The organism is Emticicia sp. W12TSBA100-4 (genome assembly GCF_040253585.1).
GTDB lineage: Bacteria > Bacteroidota > Bacteroidia > Cytophagales > Spirosomataceae > Emticicia.
The window spans coordinates 91290-116067 of sequence record NZ_JBELAU010000014.1 but is presented as its reverse complement, the minus strand read 5'-3'; the positions used below and the strand labels follow the sequence as shown (position 1 = coordinate 116067).

Below are 24778 nucleotides of genomic sequence, written 5' to 3'. Positions count from 1 at the left end.
AAAAGTACAGAAACTTTTGTTTTTTATGACACAAATCGGCGATTTATATGCTTTTCGAGCAGTTTGCTCTTGAAAGAATGGATAAATCTACAAAAATCGAACCAAATGAAGGTTATTTTCTATCTGCTAAAAATAATACTTTTTCCGTTATATGGGCTTTATTATGCCGTAATTTTCTTACGTAATTGGTTGTTTGATGCAGGTTTTATAAAATCAATTTCGCCTAAAGTACTGACAATCAATGTCGGGAATCTGAGTTTGGGTGGAACTGGTAAAACCCCACACGTAGAATATTTAGTCAGACTTTTGAGCGATAAATATAAAGTAAGTACATTGAGCCGAGGTTATGGCCGAAAAACAAAAGGTTTTTTATTGGCTGATGAACAAGCAACTGCCCAAACGATTGGCGACGAACCGATGCAGTATTATCTGAAGTTTAAGGATAAAATAAATGTAGTTGTCTGTGAAAATAGGGTAGAAGGGGTTGACGAAATACAAAAAAAGTTTGCAGATAATCAGATAGTTATTTTGGATGATGCCTTTCAACATCGCAAAATTGCTCCACATTTAAATCTTTTACTTTCAGATTATAATAAGACATTTTATGAAGATAGTTTAGTGCCTTTTGGTCGGCTGCGAGATATTCGGCAAAGTGCCAAACGTGCCGATGTGGTTATTATCACCAAATGCCCACGACAGATTACTGAGCAAGAAAAAGAAAATATTCGGAGAGAAGTTTGGGCTTACACAAAAGCGGAAGTTTCCGTGTTTTTTTCGAAAATTAGTTATCAAGAAATTACTTCTTATGCTTCAAAAAACAATTTTGATGCTACAAAAAATATTGGAGTTTTGACGGCTATCGCTAAACCCGAAGCTTTTATAAAATATCTTTCAGATAAGCCTTTAAAAATTGAAAAAAACTTTGATTTTCCTGACCATCATGCCTTCTCGAGAAAAGATATTGATAAAGTTTTGGGAGAAAGCAACGAAAGCTTACAAATAATTACTACTGAAAAAGATATGGTAAAGCTAAAACCACAACTTTCGGAGAACGAGATAAAACGTTTTTTTTATGTGCCTATCGAAATTGAGATTGAAAATAAAACTGCGTTTGATGCGTTAATAAATGCTGAAATAAATACATTCATTTTACCAAGTAAATAGCCGATAATGAAAGAAAAAGTCCTATTATTTATACTTACGATATTGAGCTTAAAAGGAATTTCTCAAGAAAAATTGGACTATAAACGAACATGGGTTTTTATGGTCGGAGTCTTAGAATGGGCAGATGCCAAGACTTTTGCATCGTTTGATAAAAGAGGTAGAGTTGATGCCAAAATTATGAAATTCTTTGAAAAACAAGGTGTGCCAGCTAACCAGATGCTTTATATAAAAGACCAAAATGCTACCACAAATGCTGCCAGAGAGGCATTTTCATCTTTTCTGAAACAAGCCAAGAAAGGCGATATTTTGTTCTTTTATTATTGTGGACACGGCTATAAAAATGATGGTGGAAAGGTCTGTTTTGCCAATTACAAAGGTGCAGATTGGACTGCCGAAGAAATTGTGAAGACTGTAAACGAAAATTTTGCTGGAAACACCGCATTGTTTACTGCTGATTGTTGTAATTCGGGTGGTTTGGCTAAGGAAGTTCAGAAATATAAAGTCCGAAATTACGCTGCTCTCAACTCAGTTGTGCCAACCAATGTTTCGACTGGAAACTGGACTTTTTCAAATGCTTTATTATATGCCCTCGAAGGCCGAAATTTTGTTGATACCGATAATAATGGGGTAATTCAACTTGAAGAATTATCGCAATATATTGATGCTGAAATGGCAGTTGTTGAAGGTCAAAAAGCATCCTATTTTATTCCCGCAAGTATGAAAAACTGGACTTTGAGTAGCGGAATAAAAGCCAAGAAAAATAATAGAATTGGCGAGAGAGTGATGGTAGATTATGACGGAACCGATTGGCTTGGATTTATTGAAGGCGTAGAAGTAGATAACAAACTAAAAGTCAGGTTTTATAGCTATACTAACAACGAAGTTGATATTGTTGAGCCTTCAAGAGTGAAGCCTTTTAAGTGTGCCAGTGATTTCCCGATTGGGGCATCTGTAAAAGTGTATAGTTCAAGTGATGAAAAATGGTATCCAGCAAAGGTTTTGAAGAAATTTTCGTGCCTGCATTATATTCATTACACTGAATATGATAATGAGTGGGATGAATGGGTAGCACCAACTAATATTAAAAAGTAATAATTTTTTTAAAATATGCAGCTACTGCTTCAACAAAAGTTTTCTCAACTCATCAAATTAAAAGCCGATGAATTAGGCTTTGATGCTTGCGGTATATCGAATGCTGAATTTTTGGAGGAAGAGGCCCCACGTTTAGAAAAATGGCTCAACCTAAATTATCACGGAAAAATGGCCTATATGGCCAATCATTTTGATAAACGCCTTGACCCACGTAAATTAGTTGATGGAGCAAAATCAGTTATTACAGTCATTCTAAACTACTTTCCTGAACAAACTTTACCCGAAAACGATGATAATTATAAAATCTCAAAATATGCTTACGGCACAGATTATCATTTTGTGCTGAAAGATAAACTCAAAGATTTGATGACCTATATTTCGGAAGAAATCGGTGAGGTAAACGGTCGAGTATTTGTAGATTCTGCTCCTGTGATGGATAAAGTTTGGGCAAAAAAGAGTGGAATCGGCTGGGTTGGTAAACACACAAATCTGATTACGAGAGAAATCGGGAGTTTTTTCTTCATTGGAGAAATCATTTGTGATTTAGAGCTTCAAGCCGATGTTGGAATGAAAGATTATTGTGGAACTTGTACCCGTTGCGTAGATGCCTGTCCAACCGATGCCATTACGCAGCCTTACGTGGTTGATGGCTCGAAATGTATTTCTTATTTTACGATTGAACTCAAAGAAGCCATTCCCGAAGAAGTAAAAGGGAAATTTGAAAATTGGATTTTTGGTTGTGATATTTGTCAAGATGTTTGTCCATGGAATCGTTTTTCTCGACCAACGCAAACCCCAGATTTTAAACAACACTCTCATTTGGAGCAATTTACAAAAACCGATTGGGAAGAAATTTCACAGGAGGTTTTTCAAGAGGTTTTTAGAAGAAGTGCCGTTAAACGCACAAAATTGGAGGGTTTGAAGCGAAATATTGAATTTGTGAAGCTAAGCTAATAGGTGATTTACGTCTTCTTCTTCGAGTAAATCATGTAAATTTAAAACTACACCTTCCATCACTACAACATCTTTATTCCAGTCTAAAATTTGTGTCGTTTCATTTTTTGAAAACACAAATATTTTCTTGTGTTTGGTAAGTACCCAAAGGATTCTTTCAGTACCAAAATTCATCATTTCATCTGATTTTGAAAAAACATAATCTAAATCTTTATCAGTTTCAATTTTTACATCAACTTCTATGGCAATTTCGGGAGCTATTTCAAAGTATTTATCATTCAAAACTACTTTTTCTTTTAAAAAAATGCCAATATCGGTTGCAAGATTATTCTTAGTTCCTAAATGAAGTCCTGTTTCGTTGGTAGTGAGTGAATATTTTTTTCTATTTATTTTTGAAAATAAAATACCTGAAATAAAAGCAACCAAAAATGATTGCAAAGAGCTGCTCCCCATAATTTCTTCGATTTGTTTAGTACCATTCATTACACTTTTGTAGCCTTTGTAGTAGTAAGGTTTACCATTTACTACTTCCCTAATATATTTTGCAGGGATTTTTCGTGTTCGGGTTTTGATTTTTTCTTCTACTGGCTTTACCATATTCTTGTTTTTTTTACGAAAGTAAAACAATTTATGAATAATTTGCAATACAATTTAAAGTGAAAGATGATGGCAAAAGACAATTTTTCTAAGCAAGCGAGCATTTATGCACAGTTTCGTCCAACGTATCCCAAAGTGGTTTTTGATTATTTGAATGAGGTAGTAAAAAACAAAAATACTGTCTGGGATTGTGCCACAGGCAATGGCCAAATGGCAAGAGAACTCGCCAAAACTTTTGAGAAAGTTTATGCCACCGACATCAGCCAAAAGCAATTAGATAATGCTTTTCAAGCTGAAAATATAGTTTATTCGATAGCAAAAGCTGAAGAAACTTTGTTTGCTGATAATACTTTTGATTTGATTACGGTTGCTCAAGCCATTCATTGGTTTGATTTTGAAAAATTTTATGCCGAAGTCAATCGAGTGGCAAAGTCTGGGGCTGTTTTGTTTGTAATTGGCTACTCTATGCCTCGTTTTGAAGGAATAATTGATGAGATTTTGCAGGATTTTTATTGGAATGTCACTGGTCCATATTGGGATGCTGAGAGAAAACATTTAGATAATCGACTCGAAAGTGTGCCGTTTCCGTTTGAGAAAATCGAATGCCCGCATTTTACAAATGAATATCGTTGGACGCTCGAAATGGCGGAGGGATATTTTAATTCTTGGTCTTCAATTCAGCATTACATCAAGAAGAATGGTAAAAATCCTGTCGGAGAAGTAATTGATAAATTAAGAGAATATTGGAAAGAAAAACAACGAGTCGAATTTCCGTTATTTACAAAAGTTGGAAGAATTTGAGGAATAAAATTCTGTTGACTATCGACCGTGGACTACTTATAATCTCTAATATCAACAATATTATTGCAGAAAGCATACTCATTTGGCTGATTCGAGCATATAATCAGCAATCGGTCAGTTGTATGTTTTTCGATTTGTTCGAGATACCAAGCCGTTCCCTGAGCATCAAGATTTGAAGTTGGTTCGTCGAGCAGAATGATTGGAGCTTCAGAATAAAACGCTAAACCGAGTTTAAGGCGTTGCTTCATTCCCGACGAAAAATTCTTGACAATTTTATCTTTATGCGGTGCAAGCTGTATTTTTTCGATGAGTTCGGCAGCAGAAAGATTATCTTTGAAAGGTTTGAATTTTTGGTGAAATTCAACCGATTCGAGCAACGTAAATTCCTCTACCAATTCGAGATAAGGTGCAGCGATTACGATTTTTTTATAAATATCATCAATCGAAACTTCTTGATTAATATTGTTATACGAAATTTTTCCTTCGGTATGAGGCATAATGCCAATCAAAACCTGCAAAAGAGTAGATTTTCCGCTGCCATTTGGTCCGACGAAGGTATAGTTTTTACCTGCCTCGAAACTTAAATTGACATTTCGGAAAATCCATTCTTTACGAAATTTCTTACCAAGATTTTCTAATAGTATATTCATCTAACAAAACTCCCCCTTTAGGGCGGTCAGTCGTTACTGGTAGGGGATTATTCTTCCGCTCCTTTTTTAACTGGACTTTTGATGATTCCTCGCTCTGAATTTGATATAAAATTCAAAATATCATCACGCTCTGGAGTAGCAGGGAAATCTAATTCTACTTGCGTGATTGCATCAGTATTATTTAATCCACGTAAGTAAATCGAACGATAAATACTTTGTATTTCTGCTATTTTTTCGTCAGAATAACCTCTTCTACGTAAACCAACTGAGTTGATTCCAGCATAAGAAAGAGGTTCACGAGCAGCTTTAATGAATGGCGGAACATCTTTACGGATTTGTGAACAACCTCCGATATAAGTATGTTTTCCAATTTTAACAAATTGCTGAACTGCCGACAAACCACCGATATTAGCAAAATCGCCAACAGTAATATGTCCTGCCAGTTGCACACAGTTGGCTAAAATTACATTGTTTCCGACGATACAGTCGTGAGCAATATGAGCATAAGCCATAATTAGGCAGTTTGCTCCGATTTCTGTACGGTGTTTATCTACAGTACCACGATTGACGGTTACGCACTCACGAATAGTGGTGTTATCGCCAATGATAGTTACAGTGTTTTCGCCTTTAAATTTCAAATCCTGCGGAACGGCTGAGATGACAGCTCCTGGAAAAATCTTACAGTTTTTGCCAATTCTGGCACCTTCCATAATGATAGCGTGCGAACCTATCCAAGTTCCTTCGCCAATTTCTACGTCTTTGTGGATTACAGCAAACGGTTCTATGACAACGTTTTGTGCAACTTTTGCATCGGGGTGTATATACGCCAACGGTTGATTCATTTGATAGAGTTCTGAGTTCTGAGTTCTGAATTCTTAGTTATTTGTTGTGAGTATTTAAAAAACTCAGAACTCAGAACTCAGAATTCAGCACTTTTATCTTGTGTATTATTTTGCTTTTTTTACTAATCGGGCGGTCATATTAACGTCACAGACGAGGGTTTTGCCAACCCATGCTTCTCCGTGCATTTTTGCTACACCGAGTCTGATAGGAGCAAGAAGATTACATCTGATAATTAACGTATCGCCTGGTAAAACATTGCGGTAGAATCTACAATTGTCAATTCCAACCAAATATGGCCAATAGGCTTCTGGGTCGCCCGTTGAGGTAAGTACTAAAACACCGCCTGTTTGTGCAATCGCCTCAATTTGGAGTACTCCTGGCATGACTGGATTGTCAGGGAAGTGACCTGTAAATTGCGGTTCGTTCATTGTAATATTTTTCACTCCAACTACCGTATTTCCATCGAGGTAAACAATCTTATCTACGAGAGCAAACGGATAACGGTGGGGTAAGAGGCGAGCAATATCGCTAACATTAAATACAGGCGGCGTATTTGGATCGTATTGCGGTGTACTTTTTGCTGAATCCGCTATTTGTTTTTTTATTTTTTTAGCCAAAGCCACGTTTGGCGTGTGTCCAGGGCGTGCTGCCAAAATATGTGCTTTCAATGGGCGACCAATCAAGGCCAAATCGCCCATAACATCAAGCAATTTGTGGCGAGCTGGTTCATTAGGAAAACGTAATGGCATATCATTTAAAATGCCAGTTTTTCCAACGCTGATTTTTTCTTTATTGAGTAATGTTGCTAAGTTTTCGACTTCTTCTTCTGAAATTTCACGGTCAACAATTACTACGGCATTATCAATATTTCCGCCTTTGATTAAACCTGCTTTGAAAAGTGCTTCGAGTTCATGCAAGAAAACAAATGTACGACAAGGAGCAATTTCTTGCTTGAAAAGACTAATATCGTGCAATTGAGCATGCTGACTGTGCAAAACCGTTGAATTATAGTCAACCATTACCGTTAGGCGATAGTCATTGAGTGGCAGAGCCGCCAATTCGATGCTTTGGTCGTCGTTGCGGAAATGAATCGCTTCTTCGATTTCGTAGTAATTACGTAAAGCGTGTTGCTCTTCAATGCCAGATTCTTCGATTAAATCTACAAATTGAATGGCACTTCCATCAACAATTGGAATTTCTGGACCGTCGAGTTGAATTAAAACATTATCGATCTGAAGGCCAACCAATGCCGATAAAATATGTTCAGTGGTATGTATTCTTACACCCTCTTTTTCCAAGACCGTACCCCTTGAAGTATCAACAACGTAATCAACGTCGGCTTCTACAATCGGCTTATTCGGCAAGTCAATTCTTTGGAATTTATATCCGTGATTGACCGCTGCAGGTTGTAAGAGCATGGTTACTTTTTCGCCAGTGTGTAAACCTACACCTGTGATTGATACTACTTTTTTGAGGGTTTGTTGTTTAACATTCATTGTAAATTCTACTTATTTTCTTAGGCAAATGTATTTGTTATATCGAATAGAGGAATTGCTTATATTTTGATTTTATGCTAAAACACCTTGTTGATTCAGCTCTAAGAGTTGTTCTTCGAGGGCTTTTATTTGTTTTTCGAGGGCAGGCAGTTTGCGTAAAACTGCCATCGAACGCAAGTATTCGGTTGCATCGAAGGCTGGATTGCCGTTGAGTGAGGTTCCTGCTTTCTTGACACTTTTTGTAAGACCTGCTTTACCTCCTGCTTTTGTTCCATCGGCTATAGTAATATGTCCATTGACACCCACTTGGCCTCCTAACACACAATTTTTTCCGATTTTGGTCGAACCTGCCACGCCAGTTTGAGCGGCAATTACGGTGTTTTCTCCAATTTCTACATTATGAGCAATTTGTACCAAATTATCAATTTTTGCTCCTTTACGAATAATCGTTGATCCCATCGTGGCACAATCAATGGTTGAGTTTGAGCCAATGCTCACATTATCTTCGAGTATTACATTTCCCAACTGTGGAATTGTCTTGTAAGTTCCATCGGCTTGCGGAGCAAAACCAAAACCATCGCTGCCAATGACAGCTCCAGAATGAATTACGCAGTTGTTTCCGATCACACAATTGGCATATATTTTTACACCAGCATAAATAATCGTATTGTCGCCGATGCTTACATTATCACTGATATATGCTTGTGGGTAAATTTTTACATTTTTACCAATTTTGCAGTTTTTGCCAATATACGAAAATGCTCCTTGATAGATGCTTTCACCAACAGAAGTTCCTTCGCCCACAAAAGAAGGCTGCTCGATACCCATTTTAGAAGCATCCAGCATTTTCTGATATTCTTCTAAAAGTTGCGTAAAGGCTGTATATGGATTTTCAACAAGTATAAGTGTAGTGGTATAAGCTTTGCGAGGTTCAAAGTTTTGGCCTACTATTACGGCCGTTGCATTGGTTGTGTAGAGAAAAGGTTCGTACTTTTCATTGGCGAGAAAAGAAATATCGCCCGTAGTACCTTCTTCAATTTTGGCTAACTGACTGATAGTGAGGCTTTCGTCTCCTTTTACTTCACCATTCAGTAGGTGTGCTATTTGCTTAACCGTAAATTTCATCATGTTTGGTGTTGTGCAAGCTGATATTCTTGCTGAAGTTTTGCGTTAGTACTTTTCCATTTAGTTGTACAGACTATTTATATATCCGAATTCAATAATTTTATTTAAAAATAATCTTTAAATAATACAAAAAGCTATCTTATTGTCGCAAAATCATTGCAAAGATACGTTTTTGCCCCAACATACATAGTATTTTTTCACGATGTTGCTCAATGCCTTGATAGTCGGTAAGTCAGAAGCATCGGCAATATCTACTACATTTCGGTTTTTTGTAAGGATATTGATTGTTTCATCGCCCGAAACATAGCCTTTGTTGCTTACATCGCCTTCAGTAATAAAATATCTTAGCTCGTTTTCGGCAATACCTTTTTCGAGTAATGATTCTTTAATATTTTCGATAAATGATGCCTCAATCGGGAAATTAGAAATCTTGACTTTGTACAAATTTCGATTTAGTAAATCTTTACAGATTGTCGATAAAATTTTGTCGGAATGGTGCTGCCAAGTTTTTATACACGCCCAAATATCATAATCATCAATTTCGGTAAATGCTTTTAGATATTTTTCATCATTATCAAAAGATTCAAGCGAAATATCTTCTTTCAAAAACAACGAAAATGATGGTGTAATAAATAAAGTTTCCCCTGATTTTATTAATTCTCTGGCCCGACCGATAATCTGAATGAGCATCGCTTCGGTACAAATTGAGGTTTTATGCAAATATACTTGCCAATACATTAACCGACGTGCGTTCAAAAAGTTTTCGACACTCAGCAATCCTTTTTCTTCAACAACTAATTGATTATCAACCACGTTGAGCATTTTTATGATGCGGTCAACGCCAATTGTGCCTTCGGCAACACCTGTAAAAAAGCAATCACGGTTGAGATAATCCATTCTGTCCATATCAAGTTGACTTGAAATGAGTTGATGAAAAAACTCTCGGTGATAAGTACCATTAAACATTTCAATTGCCAAATCGAGTTGTCCGCCAAACTTTTGATTAAGTTTCTCCATCAGTAAAGCCGAAATATGCTCGTGATGCACATCGTTCAAGATTGTATATTCGAGTACGTGTGAAAATGGCCCGTGACCAATATCGTGCAATAAAATAGCAATTTGTGCCGCCTCAATCTCTACATCGAGCAAATAGTGTCCTTTGGTTTGCAAAACTTGCAAGGCTTGCCCCATAAGGTGCATTGCCCCCAATGCATGATGAAAGCGAGTATGCAAAGCCCCTGGATAGACGTATTCGGCCATGCCCAGTTGTTTGATACGACGTAAACGCTGGAAAAAAGGATGCTCAATTAAATCATAAATTAAATCAGAAGGTACGCTAACGAAGCCATAGACAGGGTCATTGAATATTTTACGTTTGTTGGTCATGCTTTTCAATTAGCGTTGGCGAGTGTACAAAGTTAATATTTTATTTTTTGATGCTTCTCTACAACAACACAAAGAAGAAAATTTTAGTTGTGAAGAGGAGAAAAATGAGGATAAAATTTTGTAGTGAATCAAGAAATGCCTAATTTTGCAACACGAAATCAATAAAATGGTTTTAGGGCCTATAGCTCATTCGGTTAGAGCAACTGACTCATAATCAGTAGGTGCCTGGTTCGATCCCAGGTGGGCCCACTTCTTAAATAACTGATAGTCAGTATCTTATATAGAGAATTTCATTTGTTGAAATTCTCTATTTTTTTTTGTTGCACAATAAAATGCACAACATCCTGATTGTTTTACTGGTTTTAAGTATAAATAATCTAAATTTTCCACATACATTTTCAGTAGTTTTTGGTTGAGGTAAACTGTCTCAAAAGATGTGGACAACAAAATATGTGCTGTACCCCATAATTTAGACAGTTCCGATAATTGCAAACTTGTTTAAATTTACAGAATTATGAGCAAAAACAAACGCAGAAACTTCGGTGCCGAATTTAAGGCAAAAATAGCGATAAAAGCTATCAAAGAAACTCAAACGCTTTCAGAGTTAGCCGCTAATTACGAGCTACACCCTAACCAAATTAGAGAGTGGAAACAACATTTTTAGAGAGAGCAAGCCAAATATTTAGTACGAATGTTAATAAACGAAAAGAGCAACAAGAAGATGTATCGGTTTTATATGAGCAGATAGGTCGTCTGAAAATGGATATAGAATTTCTTAAAAAAGTTATAGAGAAACCCTCGTGTGCACGGGTTAAGTTAGTTGAAAGAGAGCATCCATCAATTAGTGTTAGTCATCAATGCGATGACTTATTAGATGTGTGCCGTTCGAGCCTCTATTACAAACCAATTGGTCAGTGAGTGAATTGAATTTGACCTTGATAGCAGAGTTAGATAAGCAATATCTAAAAACGCTATTTGACCATTCATTTGCAAAGCATAGGATATACTATTAATCATAAAAAGGTTAGGCGTTTACTGCGAAGAATGGGTATAGAAGCGATTTATCGCAAGCCAAACACATCAAAATCTAATAAAGAGCATGAAATTTATCCTTATTTGCTAAGAGGGCTGAAAATTATTCGACCTAATCAGGTATGGGCAACCGATATTACCTATATTCCAATGACAAAGGGATTTATGTTCTTGATTACTATTGTTGATTTATTTTCACGAAAAGTCTTAGCGTGGTCGGTTAGCAATACGATGGAAGCCGAAGGGTACACGTCAGTCATTGATTCAAAAATTTTAGCAAACACAAGCTACACACAACCCTAACTGTTCATTTGTCACCAATTTTTTCCTTGTTAATAAATTTTTGGTCTTTTTATTGATACAGTATTATTTGAGTATAAACGCTTTAAAATGTACTGTTCATGTCATCAAGAAAACTTATCCCCCAATTTATTAAAATACATTTAATACTATTTCTGTATTTTGCCATCTTAGCAGAACTGTCTTTTGCAAATACGAACAAAATTATTAGAGAAATAGACCCATGTGCTGCTAATGTTCTAAAAAGTTATAACATTAGTAGCCCCCAATTTTTATGTTCTGACCCCAATATAAATGGATTCGTGTTTTCAATTGAAGGGCAAGATGTTAGTACTGGATATTACATTTTAAAACCTAACTCTAAACCGATTTTGGTTGAATACACTGATGGAACTTTTAGGTTGGAACTAACAGTAGTGATGAAATCAGATATAACGAAAGAGTATCTGATTGAAATGTCTGGGTCTGTAAAAAGTATCAATATACCTGAAGTTGGCTTGACACCTGCTCAAAATTATTGTGCAAGTACAAACACTGAAGGATGGGTGTTTTATAACCGTTTTTTAATGAGGCTCACTGGTAAAAATGCAAACGCAGGACAATTATTTGAGTTTAATTCGCCCCAGAGTAATGGTCATACCTTTCAAATTGGTCAAGGGGCAAATACGTGGCAACCAACTTTAGGTACTGGTCTGTGGTTTGATAATGCAAACACACATGGTGGAACTGCAACAATCAAAGGTGATTTACAAATATCTCTGGCACCTTATGAATGTTGTAAGAAGCCTATTTGTGTACCTTTTACAATTATGAAAAATAATTAGTGGACCTGCAATTAGTAAATGCCTAAAGGTATATTTTTTTTAGGCCTCTTTATTTGAACATTATCAGACTTGAATAACTCAAGAGTTTTGAATAGTTCCAATTTTCGTTAGTTAATCTTATTATCAAATAAAATTTGGTTCTTTATCTCCATTACATGTTTTCTACATACAATTCTGAAACAAAAATACATTTGCAATAAATTGGCCAAGTTAATTCCTGAATTGTATGATACCAAAAAAAGAGACTGCCCTTTTCGAGACAGTCTCTTATATAGAAAATTTTTATTTGTTGTTTTACAAAGCCGCTACTGTACGCTCTACAAACTTAGTCAAATCAGCACCAGTCAACATTCCTTGAGCTAATAATCCTAAATCGTATAATTGCTTCGTTAGAGCTTTTTGAGCACCTGCATCTTCTGTTTTTAGCAATTTAGCGATCAAACTGTGGTTTGAATTAATTACCACATTATTCGGCATTGGCATTGAGCCAAACATATCACCTTGGCCGCTGATGCGTTGCATATCTTTCCAACGACGCATAAATTCTGGCTGTACTATTGTTACAGGGACTTCATCCGCTGGAAGCGACTCTAACTGAATCGTATTTGCACCTGCAACTTCCTTGAATAACTCTTCTACTTTTTTCTTCTCATCATCGCTCAAAACGCTTTCGAGGTTCAAGCCTTTATCAATCAATTTGTCGATGCTGTCAGAGTCAACACGCTTGAACGTTGTCTTTTCGAGTTTCGATTCTAAAGCGTTGATAAAGTGGGCATCCAAAGGTGAATCCATCACTAAAACATCATATTCACGCTTTTTGGCCGATGCAATAAATGCATCTTGCTGGTTTACATCATTGGCATATAAGAACACCACACTTTCATCTTTGTTAGTTTGAACTGCCTGTACTTTCTCACGGTATTCGTCGAGTGTAAGATGTTTATTACCAGCATTTTTCAATAAGATAAATTCTTTTGCACGGTCGTAGAATTTATCATCCGATACGATTCCGTATTTCACGAACACACCCACACTTTCCCATTTTTCTTCAAAACCTGTTCGGTCGTTGCGGAAGATTTCTTGTAGTTTATCAGCTACTTTTTTAGTGATATGTGAATTGATTTTCTTCACATTACCATCAGCTTGCAGATAGCTACGGGAAACGTTGAGCGGAATATCTGGTGAATCAATCACACCATGAAGCATCTGCAAGAATTCTGGAACAACGTCTTTTACATCGTCAGTAATGAAAACCTGACGGCTATATAATTGTACTTTATCACGATTCAGCTGGAAGTCTTTCTTAATTTTCGGGAAGTATAACACACCCGTTAAGTTGAACGGATAGTCAACGTTGAGGTGAATCCAGAAAAGTGGTTCTTCGCCAAAAGGATATAATTCTTTATAGAAAGCTTTATAGTCTTCATCGGTTAATTCTGACGGAGATTTTGTCCAAATTGGATTTGGATTATTGATTACTTTTCCATCAAATTCGATTTCTACTGGTAAGAATTTAGCGTATTTTTCAAGAATTCCGCTGATTCTGAAATTATCTAAGAACTCTTCTGAGTCGGCCGCAATGTGCAAGATGATGTCAGTTCCACGCTCTGCTTTTTCGGCTTCGGTGATTTCAAACTCGGTGCTACCATCGCAAACCCAACGAGCAGGAGCGTCATCACGGAACGATTTTGAGATAATTTCTACGTTTTCCGACACCATAAATGCCGAGTAAAAACCTAAACCAAACTGACCGATGATTTGGTTTGTATCTGGCGTATCTTTGTATTTTTCTAAGAACTCCTTCGCACCAGAAAATGCAATTTGATTGATGTATTTTTTAATGTCTTCGGCACTCAAACCAATTCCTTTGTCAGAAATAGTAATTGTTTTTGCTTCTTTATCAACCGAAACTTTGATAGTCAAATCGCCCAATTCACCATTGAATTCACCCATTGAAGACAATTTTTTTAATTTTTGTGTGGCATCAACGGCATTTGAAACTAACTCACGTAAGAAAATCTCGTGGTCAGAATAAAGAAACTTTTTAATGATTGGAAAAATATTTTCCGTGTTAATCGAAATTGTACCTTTTTCAGCTACCATAATATGTTTTAATGTATAATGTAAAGTGAATAATGCAAAACAGACGTTTTTACATGAAAAAGTCAGCGAAACCTATCTCATCAAAGGCTGTTCCAAAGCACAAAAAACTGACAGATTGTCAGATATAAGTTAACAGTCGGCAGTCAATAGTCCACCATAGACTGCTTGAAAAGTATAGTTCAAGGCTGATTAACTCGCTAAACATCGTTCATCGTTTTAATATTTTCTACGAACTGACTAAAAATAATTATGTAAGGTTTTATACTAATTTTGCTCAAAATAATGTTTATTCGGTTAATTAGTTTTATTAAAACCAACCACAAAAACAACCGTGAAAAAATTTCTTATTATTTGTTCATTTCTTGCTATTGTTTCAGAATCTTTTGCTCAAGCCGAATATCATACGCCGTTCAGATGGGATATTGGTATGCACTACGCTCGACCTAAGAACTATGGTTTTGGCTTGGGAATTTATACCGAACCAAAATATTTAGTCAATGATAATTTATCAGTAGGCTTGCGTTTGGAAGGAACTGTATTGGGACGTTTAAAAGTAAATGCTTCATCAGACAACGGAGGCTCATTGGGCTGGGTAAGTTCGCTTCTGGCCATTTCAGATTATCATATCGGCGAAGGTCATTTCCGCCCAACAGTTGGACTTGGAGCTGGACTTTACCGACCAACAGCAGCATCGTATAGCCAAGGCGAAATGTATCCTGATTTGGCTCGTGGTAGCAAATTTGGGGTTTCGCCACGTATAGGCATTGATTTATGGCATTTCAGATTTTCAGCTGATTATAATTTTATTTTTGGTCAAAGAAATCTAATTGACGGACAAAAAATTGACCTTAATCAAAATCACCTCACTATCAAGATGGGAATTTTCTTTGGTGGTGGTTTGAGACAGGAATAAGGATTGGCTACTGATTTTCTTCTTTTTGCGAACGAAATGTGGCACATCCTTCAAGGTGTGCCACATTTTTATATTCTCATTCCCTCCACCACAAAGGTTTTTGTGGCGTTCGTGTTGGGCCTTCGATACAAATTGCGGTTGCTCCAAAACTATTAGGATTGGGTTTTCGGCCGAGTAAGCCCACAGGCGTTGCTTTACCTTGTGCGTTTTCTCGATTAAGCCAATAATTAATGGTATTTGCACTTCCCACCATAAAGAAGCCAGCAACTGGTTCACTGGAATTCGTTAGATTACGTACGTTTCCGATGATGGCAGCAGGGGGCGTATCGACCAAAGTTCCTGTTCGCTCGGTTTGTTCAGAAAGTATTTTTAAGAACCTATATGCCTCTTCTGAAATAGCCAGTTGTTTGATTTCAACCAAAGCACCATCGTAATTATAATATGGAATCTGAGCAACGAGTTTATTAAGAACAGGCTTACCATCTGAATAAATATCACTAAAAATATTCCAAGTGTCATTCCGTAAAATTTCCCAGCAGTTTTGGCGGCAATAATAATCGACCGAAAATTCTGTGTGACACACAAACTGACGTTCCCAGAGTGTCCAAGACCAAGTATAATAATTTTGTTCGTTGGCAGGATCTTGAAAATCGACGTATAGATTATTGCTTGGAACTTTACCAGATTCTTTATTAATTCCATCTGCCACAAATTCGTCATGAAGTCTGTCAACTTTTATACCTTTTGGCATTATTTGCTCAGTTGATTCGTATTTTGTGCCATCTGGTTTCTGAAAAATAATTTTGTACGAATTTCCATTTTTTGCTCTAAAATTTTCGGGCAAAGCATAAATACCTTCTCCTTGATGGGTCAGCGAAATCATTTCTTTTCGATTGACCAAAATATCGACTTTCAGATTAGTAATTGGCTCACGAAAGACAACATCCTCTTTAGCAACTGATTGATGAATACTAATTTTTTGCTGAATGTCTTCGTCAGTAAGTGTGGCATCAACTACCAACTTATTGAGTGAGTTTTCGGAGAGTGTTTCAAAAGGTTCGACACAAGCACAAGCCCAAACGGTCAGTAGAGTAAAAAGTATTTGTTTGTGCTTTGACATTGGTTTAGTAGGCTATAAATCAGTAATTTAGGTATAAACAAAATTAGAGAGATTTTAACCGAATTACTGAAGTCCTACGCAAATTTTTACGAAAAAACATAAAAATATGAATCAAAAATATACCTTTGCGAATAAGATTAACAAGGATTTTGGCCGCTGTGAAAGGTAACTCTCAAATAATCACGATTAAAGACATAGCAAGAAAGTTTAAATGCTCGCCTTCAACAGTTTCAAGGGCATTGAACGATAACCCCGTGATTAATGAAGAAACCCGAAAGACGATTCAGGAATACGCCGAAAGAATGGGCTATCAGCGAAACATCATTTCGTTGAGTTTACTCAATAAATCGTCAAAAACATTGGGCGTAATTCTGCCGAATATTAATCATTTTCATGAATCATCGATGCTCGAAGGACTACAATCTACTTTTCAGCCACTCGGATATTTGCTCAATATTTGTGTAACCAACGAAAGTTACGAACTCGAAAAACAATACATCGAACGCCTGCTGGCTAATCGAGTTGATGGGATTTTTCTGTCAATTTCGCAAGAAACTTACGATGGCGGGCATTATGAACATATCGAAAAAGTTATTAGAAGAGATATTCCGTTGGTGTATATCGACCGAAAATACGATGCCGCTTTGGCCAATGGCGTAATCGTTGATGATTATGACGGTGCATTTATGGCTACTCAGCATTTGATAGAAATCGGGTGTAAGAGAATTGCACATTTGCGTGGACCAAAAGGTTTGACGGTGTCAGAATACAGATTCAACGGCTACCGAGATTGCTTGCTAAAACATAATTTACCAGTAGAAGAAACTTTAGTTTGCACGACAAATTTTGAAGTTGAAAGTGCCATCGAGCCAACTAAATATCTGCTTGATTTGCCCGAAAGACCCGATGCTATTTTTGGTGTCAACGACCATGTTTGTATCGGAGCGATGTCAGTTATCAGAGAACGTAATCTGCATATTCCGCAGGAAATTGCACTTGTTGGTTTCGATGATTCACCCATCGCTCAATATTTTTGTCCACCGCTGAGTTCGGTACAGCGTCAAAGTCGGCAAATTGGCTTAGAAGCTTCAGAACTTCTTTTGGGCCAGCTAAACAATAAAGTATTGGATAGCAAAGTTTTATCTTCAAAACTTGTTATTCGGGAGTCTTCGAGAAGATAAATTCTAATAACTCATTCAACCTAAAAACAAAATAATGCAAAAGCAAATCTTAATTTTCACTTCTACGGCTGTATTACTGCTATATGTGGCTTGTCAAAAACAGCCAAACGAAGCACCAATACCCGTCAGTACGCCCACTATACCAACAGTAGAAGTGGAATACAAAATTGATAAATCGGCACCCGTTTGGGCGGATGAATTTGATTATAAGGGCTTACCTGACTCAAAAAAATGGGGCTATGACATTGGTGGCGATGGTTGGGGAAATCAAGAAAGCCAGTACTACTCGAAAGAACTAAAAAATGCCCGTGTGGAAGATGGGAAATTGATTATTGAAGCCATCAAAGAAAGGTACGAAGGCCGTAATTATTCTTCTGCTCGCTTGGTTAGTAAAGGAAAAGGCGATTTTTTGTACGGTAGAATTGAAATAAAAGCTAAACTACCTAAAGGGCGTGGCACATGGCCTGCCGCTTGGATGCTGGCTACTGAGCAAAACTACGGAACGCAATACTGGCCCGATAATGGAGAAATCGACATCATCGAACACGTAGGTTTCGACCAAAATCGTATTCATGGAAATATTCATACGAAAGCATTTAATCACAGTATTGGTACGAATAAAGGCAATAATATTGTGGCCGAAAGTGATGTATCGGATAATTTTCATGTGTATGCCTGCGAATGGCTACCAGACAAAATAACGATTGAACTCGATGGAAAACCTTATTTTACATTCAATCGCCCAAGTAAACTTTGGCAGGAGTGGCCTTTCGATAAGAAATTTCATATCTTACTCAATATTGCCGTTGGTGGCAGTTGGGGTGGCCAACAAGGCATTGATGATAGCATTTTTCCGCAACGTATGGAGGTTGACTACGTAAGAGTTTATCCAGCAGTCAAGTAGAAGTTAGTCCATGGTCAACAGTCCACAAGTCCACAGTTTAACAAACAGGACAATAAAAATCCCTCTGAAAAGATTTTCAGAGGGATTTTTATTACATTCACCATTAATCATTCATAATTAAACATTATCTATATCCAATCAATACCTTTTTTCAGTAAGCTCAACGTACGTTCTTCGGGGCTATTGGCTTGTGGTTTGTAATCATAAACCCAATTGGCCACAGGCGGCAAACTCATCAAAATCGACTCGGTACGGCCATTAGTTTCGAGGCCAAATTTTGTGCCTCTATCCCAAGCCAAATTAAACTCTACATAACGTCCACGACGCAGCATTTGCCATGTTTTTTCTTCTTCTCCGAACGGAATCTGAGCATTTTTTGCCATCAAATGCGTATAAATTGGAGCAAAGGATTCGCCTACCGACTTTACGAAATCAAAAGTTTTTTCTTTTTCTGTGGCGTCTTGTGATTTCAAATAATCAAAGAAAATTCCACCTACTCCACGAGTTTCTTGGCGGTGCGGAATATAAAAATAATTATCGGCCCATTCCTTATATTTTTTATATGCATCGGCATCGTGCTTATCACAAGCATTTTTTAGTTGCTCATGAAACCAGCGAGCATCTTCGTCAACTACATAGTGTGGTGTAAGGTCAATACCACCACCAAACCAAGAAATACCATTTGACATCTCGAAATAACGAACATTCATGTGGATAATCGGTACCATCGGGCTAATAGGGTGCTGCACAATACTTACGCCAGTTGCAAAATAATCTGCTTTTTCTTCGAGTTTTAGCTGTTTTTGCAAAGCATCAGAGGTTTCTCCCGTAACGACCGAAAAATTCACACCGCCTTTTTCGATGATATTTCCGTTGGCAATTACACGAGTTCGACCACCACCACCGCTATGATGCTGCCAATTATCTTCTTGAAATTTGCCTTTTCCATCGGTAGCTTCGAGGGCTTGGCAAATGGTATCTTGGAGGGTTTTGAAGTATTCGGCAATATTTTCTTTGGATAACATAAGATTCTTTTGAAATTTTGTAACAAAGTTAGAATTAAGATTTAAAAGTTTTAAAGATTAATGTAATTACGAATTATGAGTTACGAATTACGAATTCTTCAAAACCCTTAATATCAGTATTTTAACTACCAAACAAGTACTTTCAATATTCATAAAAATTGCAATGATGTAAGATACGCTATCGAACTGAAATTCGTAAATCGTAAATCGTCATTCGTAAATCGTCATTCGCCTCATGTTTTCATTAAGTAAAGTTATTCGTCCACATATTCTTTCGCTCACACCCTATTCATCGGCTCGTGATGAGTATTCGGGTTCGGAAGGTACATTTCTCGATGCCAACGAAAACCCATTTGGTTCGGTAATTTCGGGAAATTATAATCGCTACCCTGACCCTTATCAGTCGGTTGTAAAAGAAAAATTGGCTACAATTAAGAAAGTGCGTCCAACGCAAATTTTCTTGGGAAATGGCTCAGATGAAGCCATTGATTTAGTTATTCGTGCCACTTGCGAGCCTCAGCAAGATAATATCTTGATTTTGCCACCCACCTACGGCATGTATAAAGTTTGTGCCGATGTGCAGAACGTTGCCGTAAAACAAGTACCACTTACGCCTTACTTTCAAGTAGATACGAAAAAGGTACTCGAAACGGCTGATGCAAATACAAAAATTATCTGGATTTGCTCTCCCAATAATCCATCGGGTAATATTATTGAGCGAGCTTCGATTCTACATATTTTAGATAATTTCACCACTGGCTTGGTCGTGGTAGATGAAGCCTACATTGATTTTGCCAAAGAAGAATCTTTTACTCAGCTACTCGATAAATATCCAAATTTGGTTGTGATGCAAACATTCTCTAAAGCTTGGGGATTGGCGGCATTACGTTTGGGAATGGCCTTTGCTTCGGAGGAAATTATCAAGATTCTGAATAAAATTAAGTATCCTTATAATCTAAACGGCGTAACCCAAAAACTACTCTATGCTGCTTTGGGGAAAGAAGAGAAAAAAGATAAGTATGTAAAACAAGTGCTTAAAGAGCGTGAGCATCTGCATAAAAAATTGGCCGATTTAAGCATCGTAAAGCACATTTTTCCATCAGATTCTAACCAACTTTTGGTAAAATTCACTGACGCTAATGCTATTTTCCATTACCTAATTGAACAAAAAATCATTACTCGCCTTCGTTCAAGCGTTATTTTGTGTGAAAATTGTATCCGCATCTCGGTCGGTACAAAAAAGGAAAATGAAATACTTTTGAAGGCTTTGAAGAAATATTAAGGTAAACATCCACTCATAGAGCAAACAAAACTATGAGTGGACAACTTTAATTTGTGTAGCTATACAAAAATTTTACTCGGATGTTATTCTTATCTGTCTTCTTAACTTTGGTAATAAATCCTATCCCCATTCCACCTTCTCTCTGACCTCTTGTTACAATATTGATTGTCAATATTCCGTTATCTTCGTTCACTAAATATTGCCTTATACCATCAACATTACGGCACTTATTTGTAAAACCTAAGACTAATATATCTTTTGAAAAGTCAATACTCGGAAGTTCCTTTTTTAAGGTGCTGCAAGTAAAAAGTTCTTTGTATTTTTCTTCATTTTCAAGAAAAGTAAAGAATTCATAGACAGAATTACTACTTGATTTATCAATAAAGGTTTTCATAGAATTCGTGTACAAGCAATACATCTGGCTCTCAGTAAAAGTAGTATTAAACTGAGTGTTGTAGTCGTCTATCTTATCAATTTCCCTCGTCAGACTCGGCATAATTGAATTATCCTTTGATGAATTACAGCCAAAAGCGATAAAGCAGATACAAAAAAAGCAGAAAAGTCTTTTCATAATAAGTGGATTTTATATACTCAAAACGAAAAACAGTATCCAATATTTAATTTGTTTCGAGGAAAATATTTTCAAATTTTCACTTTAACAGTGTGAGATTAAACGGTAAAATCATCTCAAACAAGAATATTTATTATCAAGCTTACAGGTTTTTATTTGTCACCATTAAAAAAGCTGAGTAAATCTATCTCCTTCTCCACAATCTCAACGAAAGGCTTTAAGTCTTTCTCTCACCCAAGAAGTTAAACCATCAGCATTAAGGTCTTTAAGTTAAGATTTTTTTATTTATACACAACCTTCTAACTTCATTTTACGTATTCGCTTTATCCTCTATTATTTACCAAACTATAAAATGAAAACTAAACTAACCTATTTATTTATTATACTTTTAGTGCCGCTATGTTCTTTTGCGTTTTTACCGACCCTGAGCTACCAAAATACCAGTATGGTTTATGGCGATGTAACAAGAATCAGAGCAACGGCAACGAGTCAAAATAGCACTTATGCTCTTCAGAATATTCCTACGGCTTTGGTCGGACACATTTCAGTTAATGTGAATAATGGCGATATTAATGTAGAACCTACTGCCCCTGCTGGTGTTTATACGATTACAAACCGAGCAACTGATAATTCGGGGTCAACCGATGCAAGTTTTACGCTTACAATCAATAAAGCTCCGCTGACAATTACTGGACAAAATAAAACCATCACTTATTGCGACGCATTTCCTGTTTGTGCGGCAAGTTACAGCGGTTTTAAAAACAATGATAATGCGGGTTCGCTTACAGGAACATTAATCTGTGACTACGGAACAACCGCCCCTGCTCCCGCTGGCACTTACGTGAATAACCTCAACACCAGCACATTAAGCAGTTCAAATTATACGATAACATACGTAAACGGCTCCTTACTTGTCGATAAATCGCCGACTTCGGTTGTACTTACTCAAACAAATGCCAATATTTTAGTCGGTCAATCGGTTACTTACAGTGCGTCTATCAACTCCAATAAAACCTGTGTGGCAACTGGAAGCGTTGTTTTTACGATTGATGGAATTGAACAAACAGCAGTGACTGTGAATAATGTTGGGGTAGCAACGCTGACGATAACAAATTTTGCGGTTGGCATACACACAGTTTTTGCTACATACAGCGGAAGTGTAAACCAACTGAGTAGTTTTTCTACAAATATTAGTACTACCGTTTGCCCAATCATGACCCTGGGTAATATCTCAAACGGCACAATAAATATTGCTTATAATCAAACAGTTAGCGTTTCGCCCGCAGATGCTTATATTTTTTCTATTCCAATCGGGCAGTTGCCCAAAGGCTTAACTCTGAGTGCTTCAACTGGGCAAATCAGCGGCACGCCAAGCGAAGCAGGAATTTTCAATTTTACTATTGTAGCCAAAAACGGTATTGCTTGCTCGAAAAGTAAAGAAATAGTTTTAAAAATTGCAGGAAACAACTGCTCAGGCAGACATTTTGATCCTTCAAGTGCTTCACCAGTTTCAACAGGGAATGTGCCACAGGCATTTACGCCACAATCGGCAGCAGGTGACTATCATTTAGCTAATGCCGATTTCAATAACGACGGGATTTTGGATATTATCATTCCTTCAAAAAACGGTACAACTGCTGCTTACAGCCTATTTTTAGGCAATGGAAACGGTGGTTTCACGGGCGGAACGCCCATTTCAACACGAGCTTCGTTGGGTAATAATATTCCAGTAGTTGCTGCCGACTTTGATGATGATGGCGATAAAGATGCCATCATGGCCGAGTCTGATTTTGGCGATTTAGTTATTTTAATCAATGATGGATTGGGTAATTTTACGGTCAGTACAACTGCATACAACACTATCCGTACGCCAACTTCGGCAGCTACTGGAGACTTCAATCAAGATGGAAAACCCGATGTAGCTATCACAATGGCGAACAGTAATCGTATACAAATTTTCTTGAACACAACAGTTGGGGGTGTTGTAAGTTTCAGTAATCTGGTAGCGGTCAATACCGACCTTTTGCCTCGTTGTATAGTTGTCGGAAAATTTAATAACGATGATTTTTTAGATATTGCCACAGCCAACTATACAACCAACAATGTAAGTGTGGCATTCGGCACGGGAACGGGGTCTTTTTCGGTAGCGACTGAATATGTAGTTGGATTAAATTGCCGAGATATTGCCACTGGCGATTTTGATATTGACGGCGATTTTGATTTAGTGACGGCTAATTACGGAGAAAGCACAATTTCAATTTTAACCAATAATGGCAATGGTATTTTTGGCGTAACGGCAAAAACTGTTGCGGCAAAAATGAATGGTGTCACCGTCAACGATTTCAATGCCGATGGTTTCTATGATATTCTTGCCACCTCTCAACTAATTATTTCACCAGCCAATACCCAATCTTATACCTATTTGCTCTATAATAATGGCAGTGGTTCGTTTATAACTCCAAACACTTTAGGTACTGACTATTTTTCGGTTGGTTTGCAGCCAGGTTCATTAATTTCAGGCGATTTTAATCAAGATGGCTCATTAGATTTTATCTCTGCCAATATCGGCAGCAACGGAAATACTGGAAGTTTGTCAGTTTTACTTAATAATTGTCCACCAGTAGCTACTAACTTTAGTTTAAATCACGGCATAGGCGTTACGAACAATACTAAAATACTAACGGCATTTGATGGCAATCAAGCAGCCAATACTTTAATTTCAAAAGTGAACGGCACCACATCGGCCACTCAAAATGGCATCACCATCTCAAACCTTTCTGTCAATTCAAATGGTGAAATCATAGCCGATGTTGCGGCAAGCTGCTTGGCAAGCAACGCAACTTTCTCAGTTTCGGTTACAGATAATTTTAATAAAATCTCAACCGCTACTTTGAGCATAAATATCGTTTCTGGGCCAATAATAAGTACACCTCCTACTAATAAAGCTACTTGCGATGCTACTCAAATAAACATTCCAATTGTTGTTACGGGTCTGGGCTTAACTTACCAATGGCAATTTAGCACCGATAATGGTCAAACTTATAATAATGTGCCAAATACTGCCCCATACACTGGAATCAGCACAGATAATCTCATAATTCTTGCTAATGCAGCACTCAACAACTATAAATATAAATGTTTGATAACTGGTGCTTGTAGTGCTATTGAAACCAATTTCATTACATTGAGTGTTCAAGGCTCACCCATAACGCTTGGCGGAAACGTATCAAGCGGAACAACTCAAGTTTACAATTCAACTCAAATTACCAGTACTCAAAAGCTGGCAGCAACGAGCCAAATTGAATACCGTGCAGGAAAATCAATCACGCTAAATAGCGGATTTTCGGCCGATAGCCAAAGTGTTTTTATGGCAAACATTGCTGGATGTCAATAAAATTATGAAAGTAATGAGTGA

At 37.1% G+C, this 24778-nt stretch carries 23 protein-coding genes and 1 tRNA gene; 14 read left to right on the top strand and 10 right to left on the bottom strand.

Annotated elements, in window-relative coordinates; translation table 11 throughout:
• Positions 1-105 precede the first annotated feature (105 nt).
• The 3 genes from lpxK to queG are packed head-to-tail and all read left to right on the top strand — an operon-like array spanning position 106 to position 3210.
• Positions 106-1164, top strand: coding sequence for a tetraacyldisaccharide 4'-kinase (gene lpxK, locus ABR854_RS20480; RefSeq protein ID WP_350267716.1), 1059 nt, complete (start codon positions 106-108; stop codon positions 1162-1164).
• A 6-nt stretch (positions 1165-1170) separates the two neighbouring features.
• Positions 1171-2256, top strand: coding sequence for a Tudor-knot domain-containing protein (locus tag ABR854_RS20475; RefSeq protein ID WP_350267715.1), 1086 nt, complete (start codon positions 1171-1173; stop codon positions 2254-2256).
• A 15-nt stretch (positions 2257-2271) separates the two neighbouring features.
• A complete protein-coding gene (gene queG / locus ABR854_RS20470; RefSeq protein WP_350267714.1) occupies positions 2272-3210 on the top strand; it encodes a tRNA epoxyqueuosine(34) reductase QueG in 939 nt (312 codons plus the stop codon).
• Here queG and ABR854_RS20465 read toward each other — a convergent pair.
• Complete coding sequence (locus ABR854_RS20465) at positions 3202-3807, bottom strand: Uma2 family endonuclease (RefSeq protein WP_350267713.1); 606 nt, start codon at positions 3805-3807, stop codon at positions 3202-3204. The two genes, queG and ABR854_RS20465, sit on opposite strands and share 9 nt — an antisense overlap.
• Before the next feature lie 66 nt (positions 3808-3873).
• On the opposite strand from ABR854_RS20465, the gene ABR854_RS20460 reads away from it, so the two are divergent.
• Complete coding sequence (locus ABR854_RS20460) at positions 3874-4608, top strand: class I SAM-dependent methyltransferase (RefSeq protein WP_350267712.1); 735 nt, start codon at positions 3874-3876, stop codon at positions 4606-4608.
• 32 nt (positions 4609-4640) lie between these two features.
• Here the strand turns inward: ABR854_RS20460 and ABR854_RS20455 are convergent, their stop codons facing one another.
• The 5 genes from ABR854_RS20455 to ABR854_RS20435 all read right to left on the bottom strand — a co-directional run bounded on the left by ABR854_RS20455 (position 4641) and on the right by ABR854_RS20435 (position 10108).
• The gene (locus tag ABR854_RS20455; protein WP_350267711.1) at positions 4641-5258 is read right to left on the bottom strand and encodes an ABC transporter ATP-binding protein; all 618 of its coding nucleotides are present in this window, start codon (positions 5256-5258) and stop codon (positions 4641-4643) included.
• A 47-nt stretch (positions 5259-5305) separates the two neighbouring features.
• On the bottom strand, positions 5306-6100 hold the full coding sequence (lpxA, locus tag ABR854_RS20450; RefSeq protein WP_305952891.1) for an acyl-ACP--UDP-N-acetylglucosamine O-acyltransferase: 795 nt from the start codon (positions 6098-6100) through the stop codon (positions 5306-5308).
• 105 nt (positions 6101-6205) lie between these two features.
• On the bottom strand, positions 6206-7597 hold the full coding sequence (locus ABR854_RS20445; RefSeq protein ID WP_305952890.1) for a bifunctional UDP-3-O-[3-hydroxymyristoyl] N-acetylglucosamine deacetylase/3-hydroxyacyl-ACP dehydratase: 1392 nt from the start codon (positions 7595-7597) through the stop codon (positions 6206-6208).
• 72 nt (positions 7598-7669) lie between these two features.
• The gene (gene lpxD, locus ABR854_RS20440; RefSeq protein WP_350267780.1) at positions 7670-8722 is read right to left on the bottom strand and encodes a UDP-3-O-(3-hydroxymyristoyl)glucosamine N-acyltransferase; all 1053 of its coding nucleotides are present in this window, start codon (positions 8720-8722) and stop codon (positions 7670-7672) included.
• A gap of 153 nt (positions 8723-8875) precedes the next feature.
• Positions 8876-10108 carry an HD domain-containing protein gene (locus tag ABR854_RS20435; protein WP_350267709.1) on the bottom strand — a complete coding sequence of 411 codons (1233 nt, stop codon included), beginning with the start codon at positions 10106-10108 and terminating at the stop codon, positions 8876-8878.
• 175 nt (positions 10109-10283) lie between these two features.
• On the opposite strand from ABR854_RS20435, the gene ABR854_RS20430 reads away from it, so the two are divergent.
• The 5 genes from ABR854_RS20430 (at position 10284) to ABR854_RS20410 (ending at position 12264) form a co-directional block, all read left to right on the top strand.
• A tRNA-Ile gene (locus tag ABR854_RS20430) sits at positions 10284-10357 on the top strand.
• A 265-nt stretch (positions 10358-10622) separates the two neighbouring features.
• Positions 10623-10772, top strand: coding sequence for a transposase (locus ABR854_RS20425; protein ID WP_350267708.1), 150 nt, complete (start codon positions 10623-10625; stop codon positions 10770-10772).
• Complete coding sequence (locus ABR854_RS20420) at positions 10754-11026, top strand: hypothetical protein (protein ID WP_350267707.1); 273 nt, start codon at positions 10754-10756, stop codon at positions 11024-11026. Before ABR854_RS20425 ends, ABR854_RS20420 begins: the two co-directional genes overlap by 19 nt.
• A 57-nt stretch (positions 11027-11083) precedes the next feature.
• Positions 11084-11443 carry a DDE-type integrase/transposase/recombinase gene (locus ABR854_RS20415; RefSeq protein WP_350267706.1) on the top strand — a complete coding sequence of 120 codons (360 nt, stop codon included), beginning with the start codon at positions 11084-11086 and terminating at the stop codon, positions 11441-11443.
• A 98-nt stretch (positions 11444-11541) separates the two neighbouring features.
• Positions 11542-12264 carry an SP85-like N-terminal domain-containing protein gene (locus ABR854_RS20410; RefSeq protein WP_350267705.1) on the top strand — a complete coding sequence of 241 codons (723 nt, stop codon included), beginning with the start codon at positions 11542-11544 and terminating at the stop codon, positions 12262-12264.
• Positions 12265-12558: 294 nt separating this feature from the next.
• Here the strand turns inward: ABR854_RS20410 and htpG are convergent, their stop codons facing one another.
• Entirely contained in the window at positions 12559-14367 is a 1809-nt protein-coding gene (gene htpG, locus ABR854_RS20405) for a molecular chaperone HtpG (protein ID WP_350267704.1), read from the bottom strand.
• A 331-nt stretch (positions 14368-14698) separates the two neighbouring features.
• On the opposite strand from htpG, the gene ABR854_RS20400 reads away from it, so the two are divergent.
• Positions 14699-15280 carry a hypothetical protein gene (locus tag ABR854_RS20400; RefSeq protein WP_350267703.1) on the top strand — a complete coding sequence of 194 codons (582 nt, stop codon included), beginning with the start codon at positions 14699-14701 and terminating at the stop codon, positions 15278-15280.
• A gap of 76 nt (positions 15281-15356) precedes the next feature.
• Here the strand turns inward: ABR854_RS20400 and ABR854_RS20395 are convergent, their stop codons facing one another.
• The gene (locus ABR854_RS20395; RefSeq protein WP_350267702.1) at positions 15357-16400 is read right to left on the bottom strand and encodes a DUF4249 domain-containing protein; all 1044 of its coding nucleotides are present in this window, start codon (positions 16398-16400) and stop codon (positions 15357-15359) included.
• Between the two features lie 125 nt (positions 16401-16525).
• On the opposite strand from ABR854_RS20395, the gene ABR854_RS20390 reads away from it, so the two are divergent.
• Together ABR854_RS20390 and ABR854_RS20385 are read left to right on the top strand one after the other, a co-directional pair.
• The gene (locus ABR854_RS20390) at positions 16526-17581 is read left to right on the top strand and encodes a LacI family DNA-binding transcriptional regulator (protein ID WP_350267701.1); all 1056 of its coding nucleotides are present in this window, start codon (positions 16526-16528) and stop codon (positions 17579-17581) included.
• 34 nt (positions 17582-17615) lie between these two features.
• Positions 17616-18485 carry a glycoside hydrolase family 16 protein gene (locus ABR854_RS20385; protein WP_350267700.1) on the top strand — a complete coding sequence of 290 codons (870 nt, stop codon included), beginning with the start codon at positions 17616-17618 and terminating at the stop codon, positions 18483-18485.
• Positions 18486-18613: 128 nt separating this feature from the next.
• Here the strand turns inward: ABR854_RS20385 and hemF are convergent, their stop codons facing one another.
• On the bottom strand, positions 18614-19510 hold the full coding sequence (hemF, locus tag ABR854_RS20380) for an oxygen-dependent coproporphyrinogen oxidase (protein WP_350267699.1): 897 nt from the start codon (positions 19508-19510) through the stop codon (positions 18614-18616).
• Positions 19511-19745: 235 nt separating this feature from the next.
• On the opposite strand from hemF, the gene hisC reads away from it, so the two are divergent.
• The gene (gene hisC / locus ABR854_RS20375) at positions 19746-20792 is read left to right on the top strand and encodes a histidinol-phosphate transaminase (protein ID WP_350267698.1); all 1047 of its coding nucleotides are present in this window, start codon (positions 19746-19748) and stop codon (positions 20790-20792) included.
• A 46-nt stretch (positions 20793-20838) separates the two neighbouring features.
• On the opposite strand, the gene ABR854_RS20370 is transcribed toward hisC, so the two are convergent.
• Positions 20839-21186, bottom strand: a complete 348-nt coding sequence (locus ABR854_RS20370; RefSeq protein WP_350267697.1) for a hypothetical protein — start codon at positions 21184-21186, stop codon at positions 20839-20841.
• Between the two features lie 529 nt (positions 21187-21715).
• Between ABR854_RS20370 and ABR854_RS20365 the strand changes: the two genes are divergently transcribed.
• On the top strand, positions 21716-24757 hold the full coding sequence (locus ABR854_RS20365; RefSeq protein WP_350267696.1) for a beta strand repeat-containing protein: 3042 nt from the start codon (positions 21716-21718) through the stop codon (positions 24755-24757).
• The last annotated feature ends 21 nt before the right edge of the window (positions 24758-24778 follow it).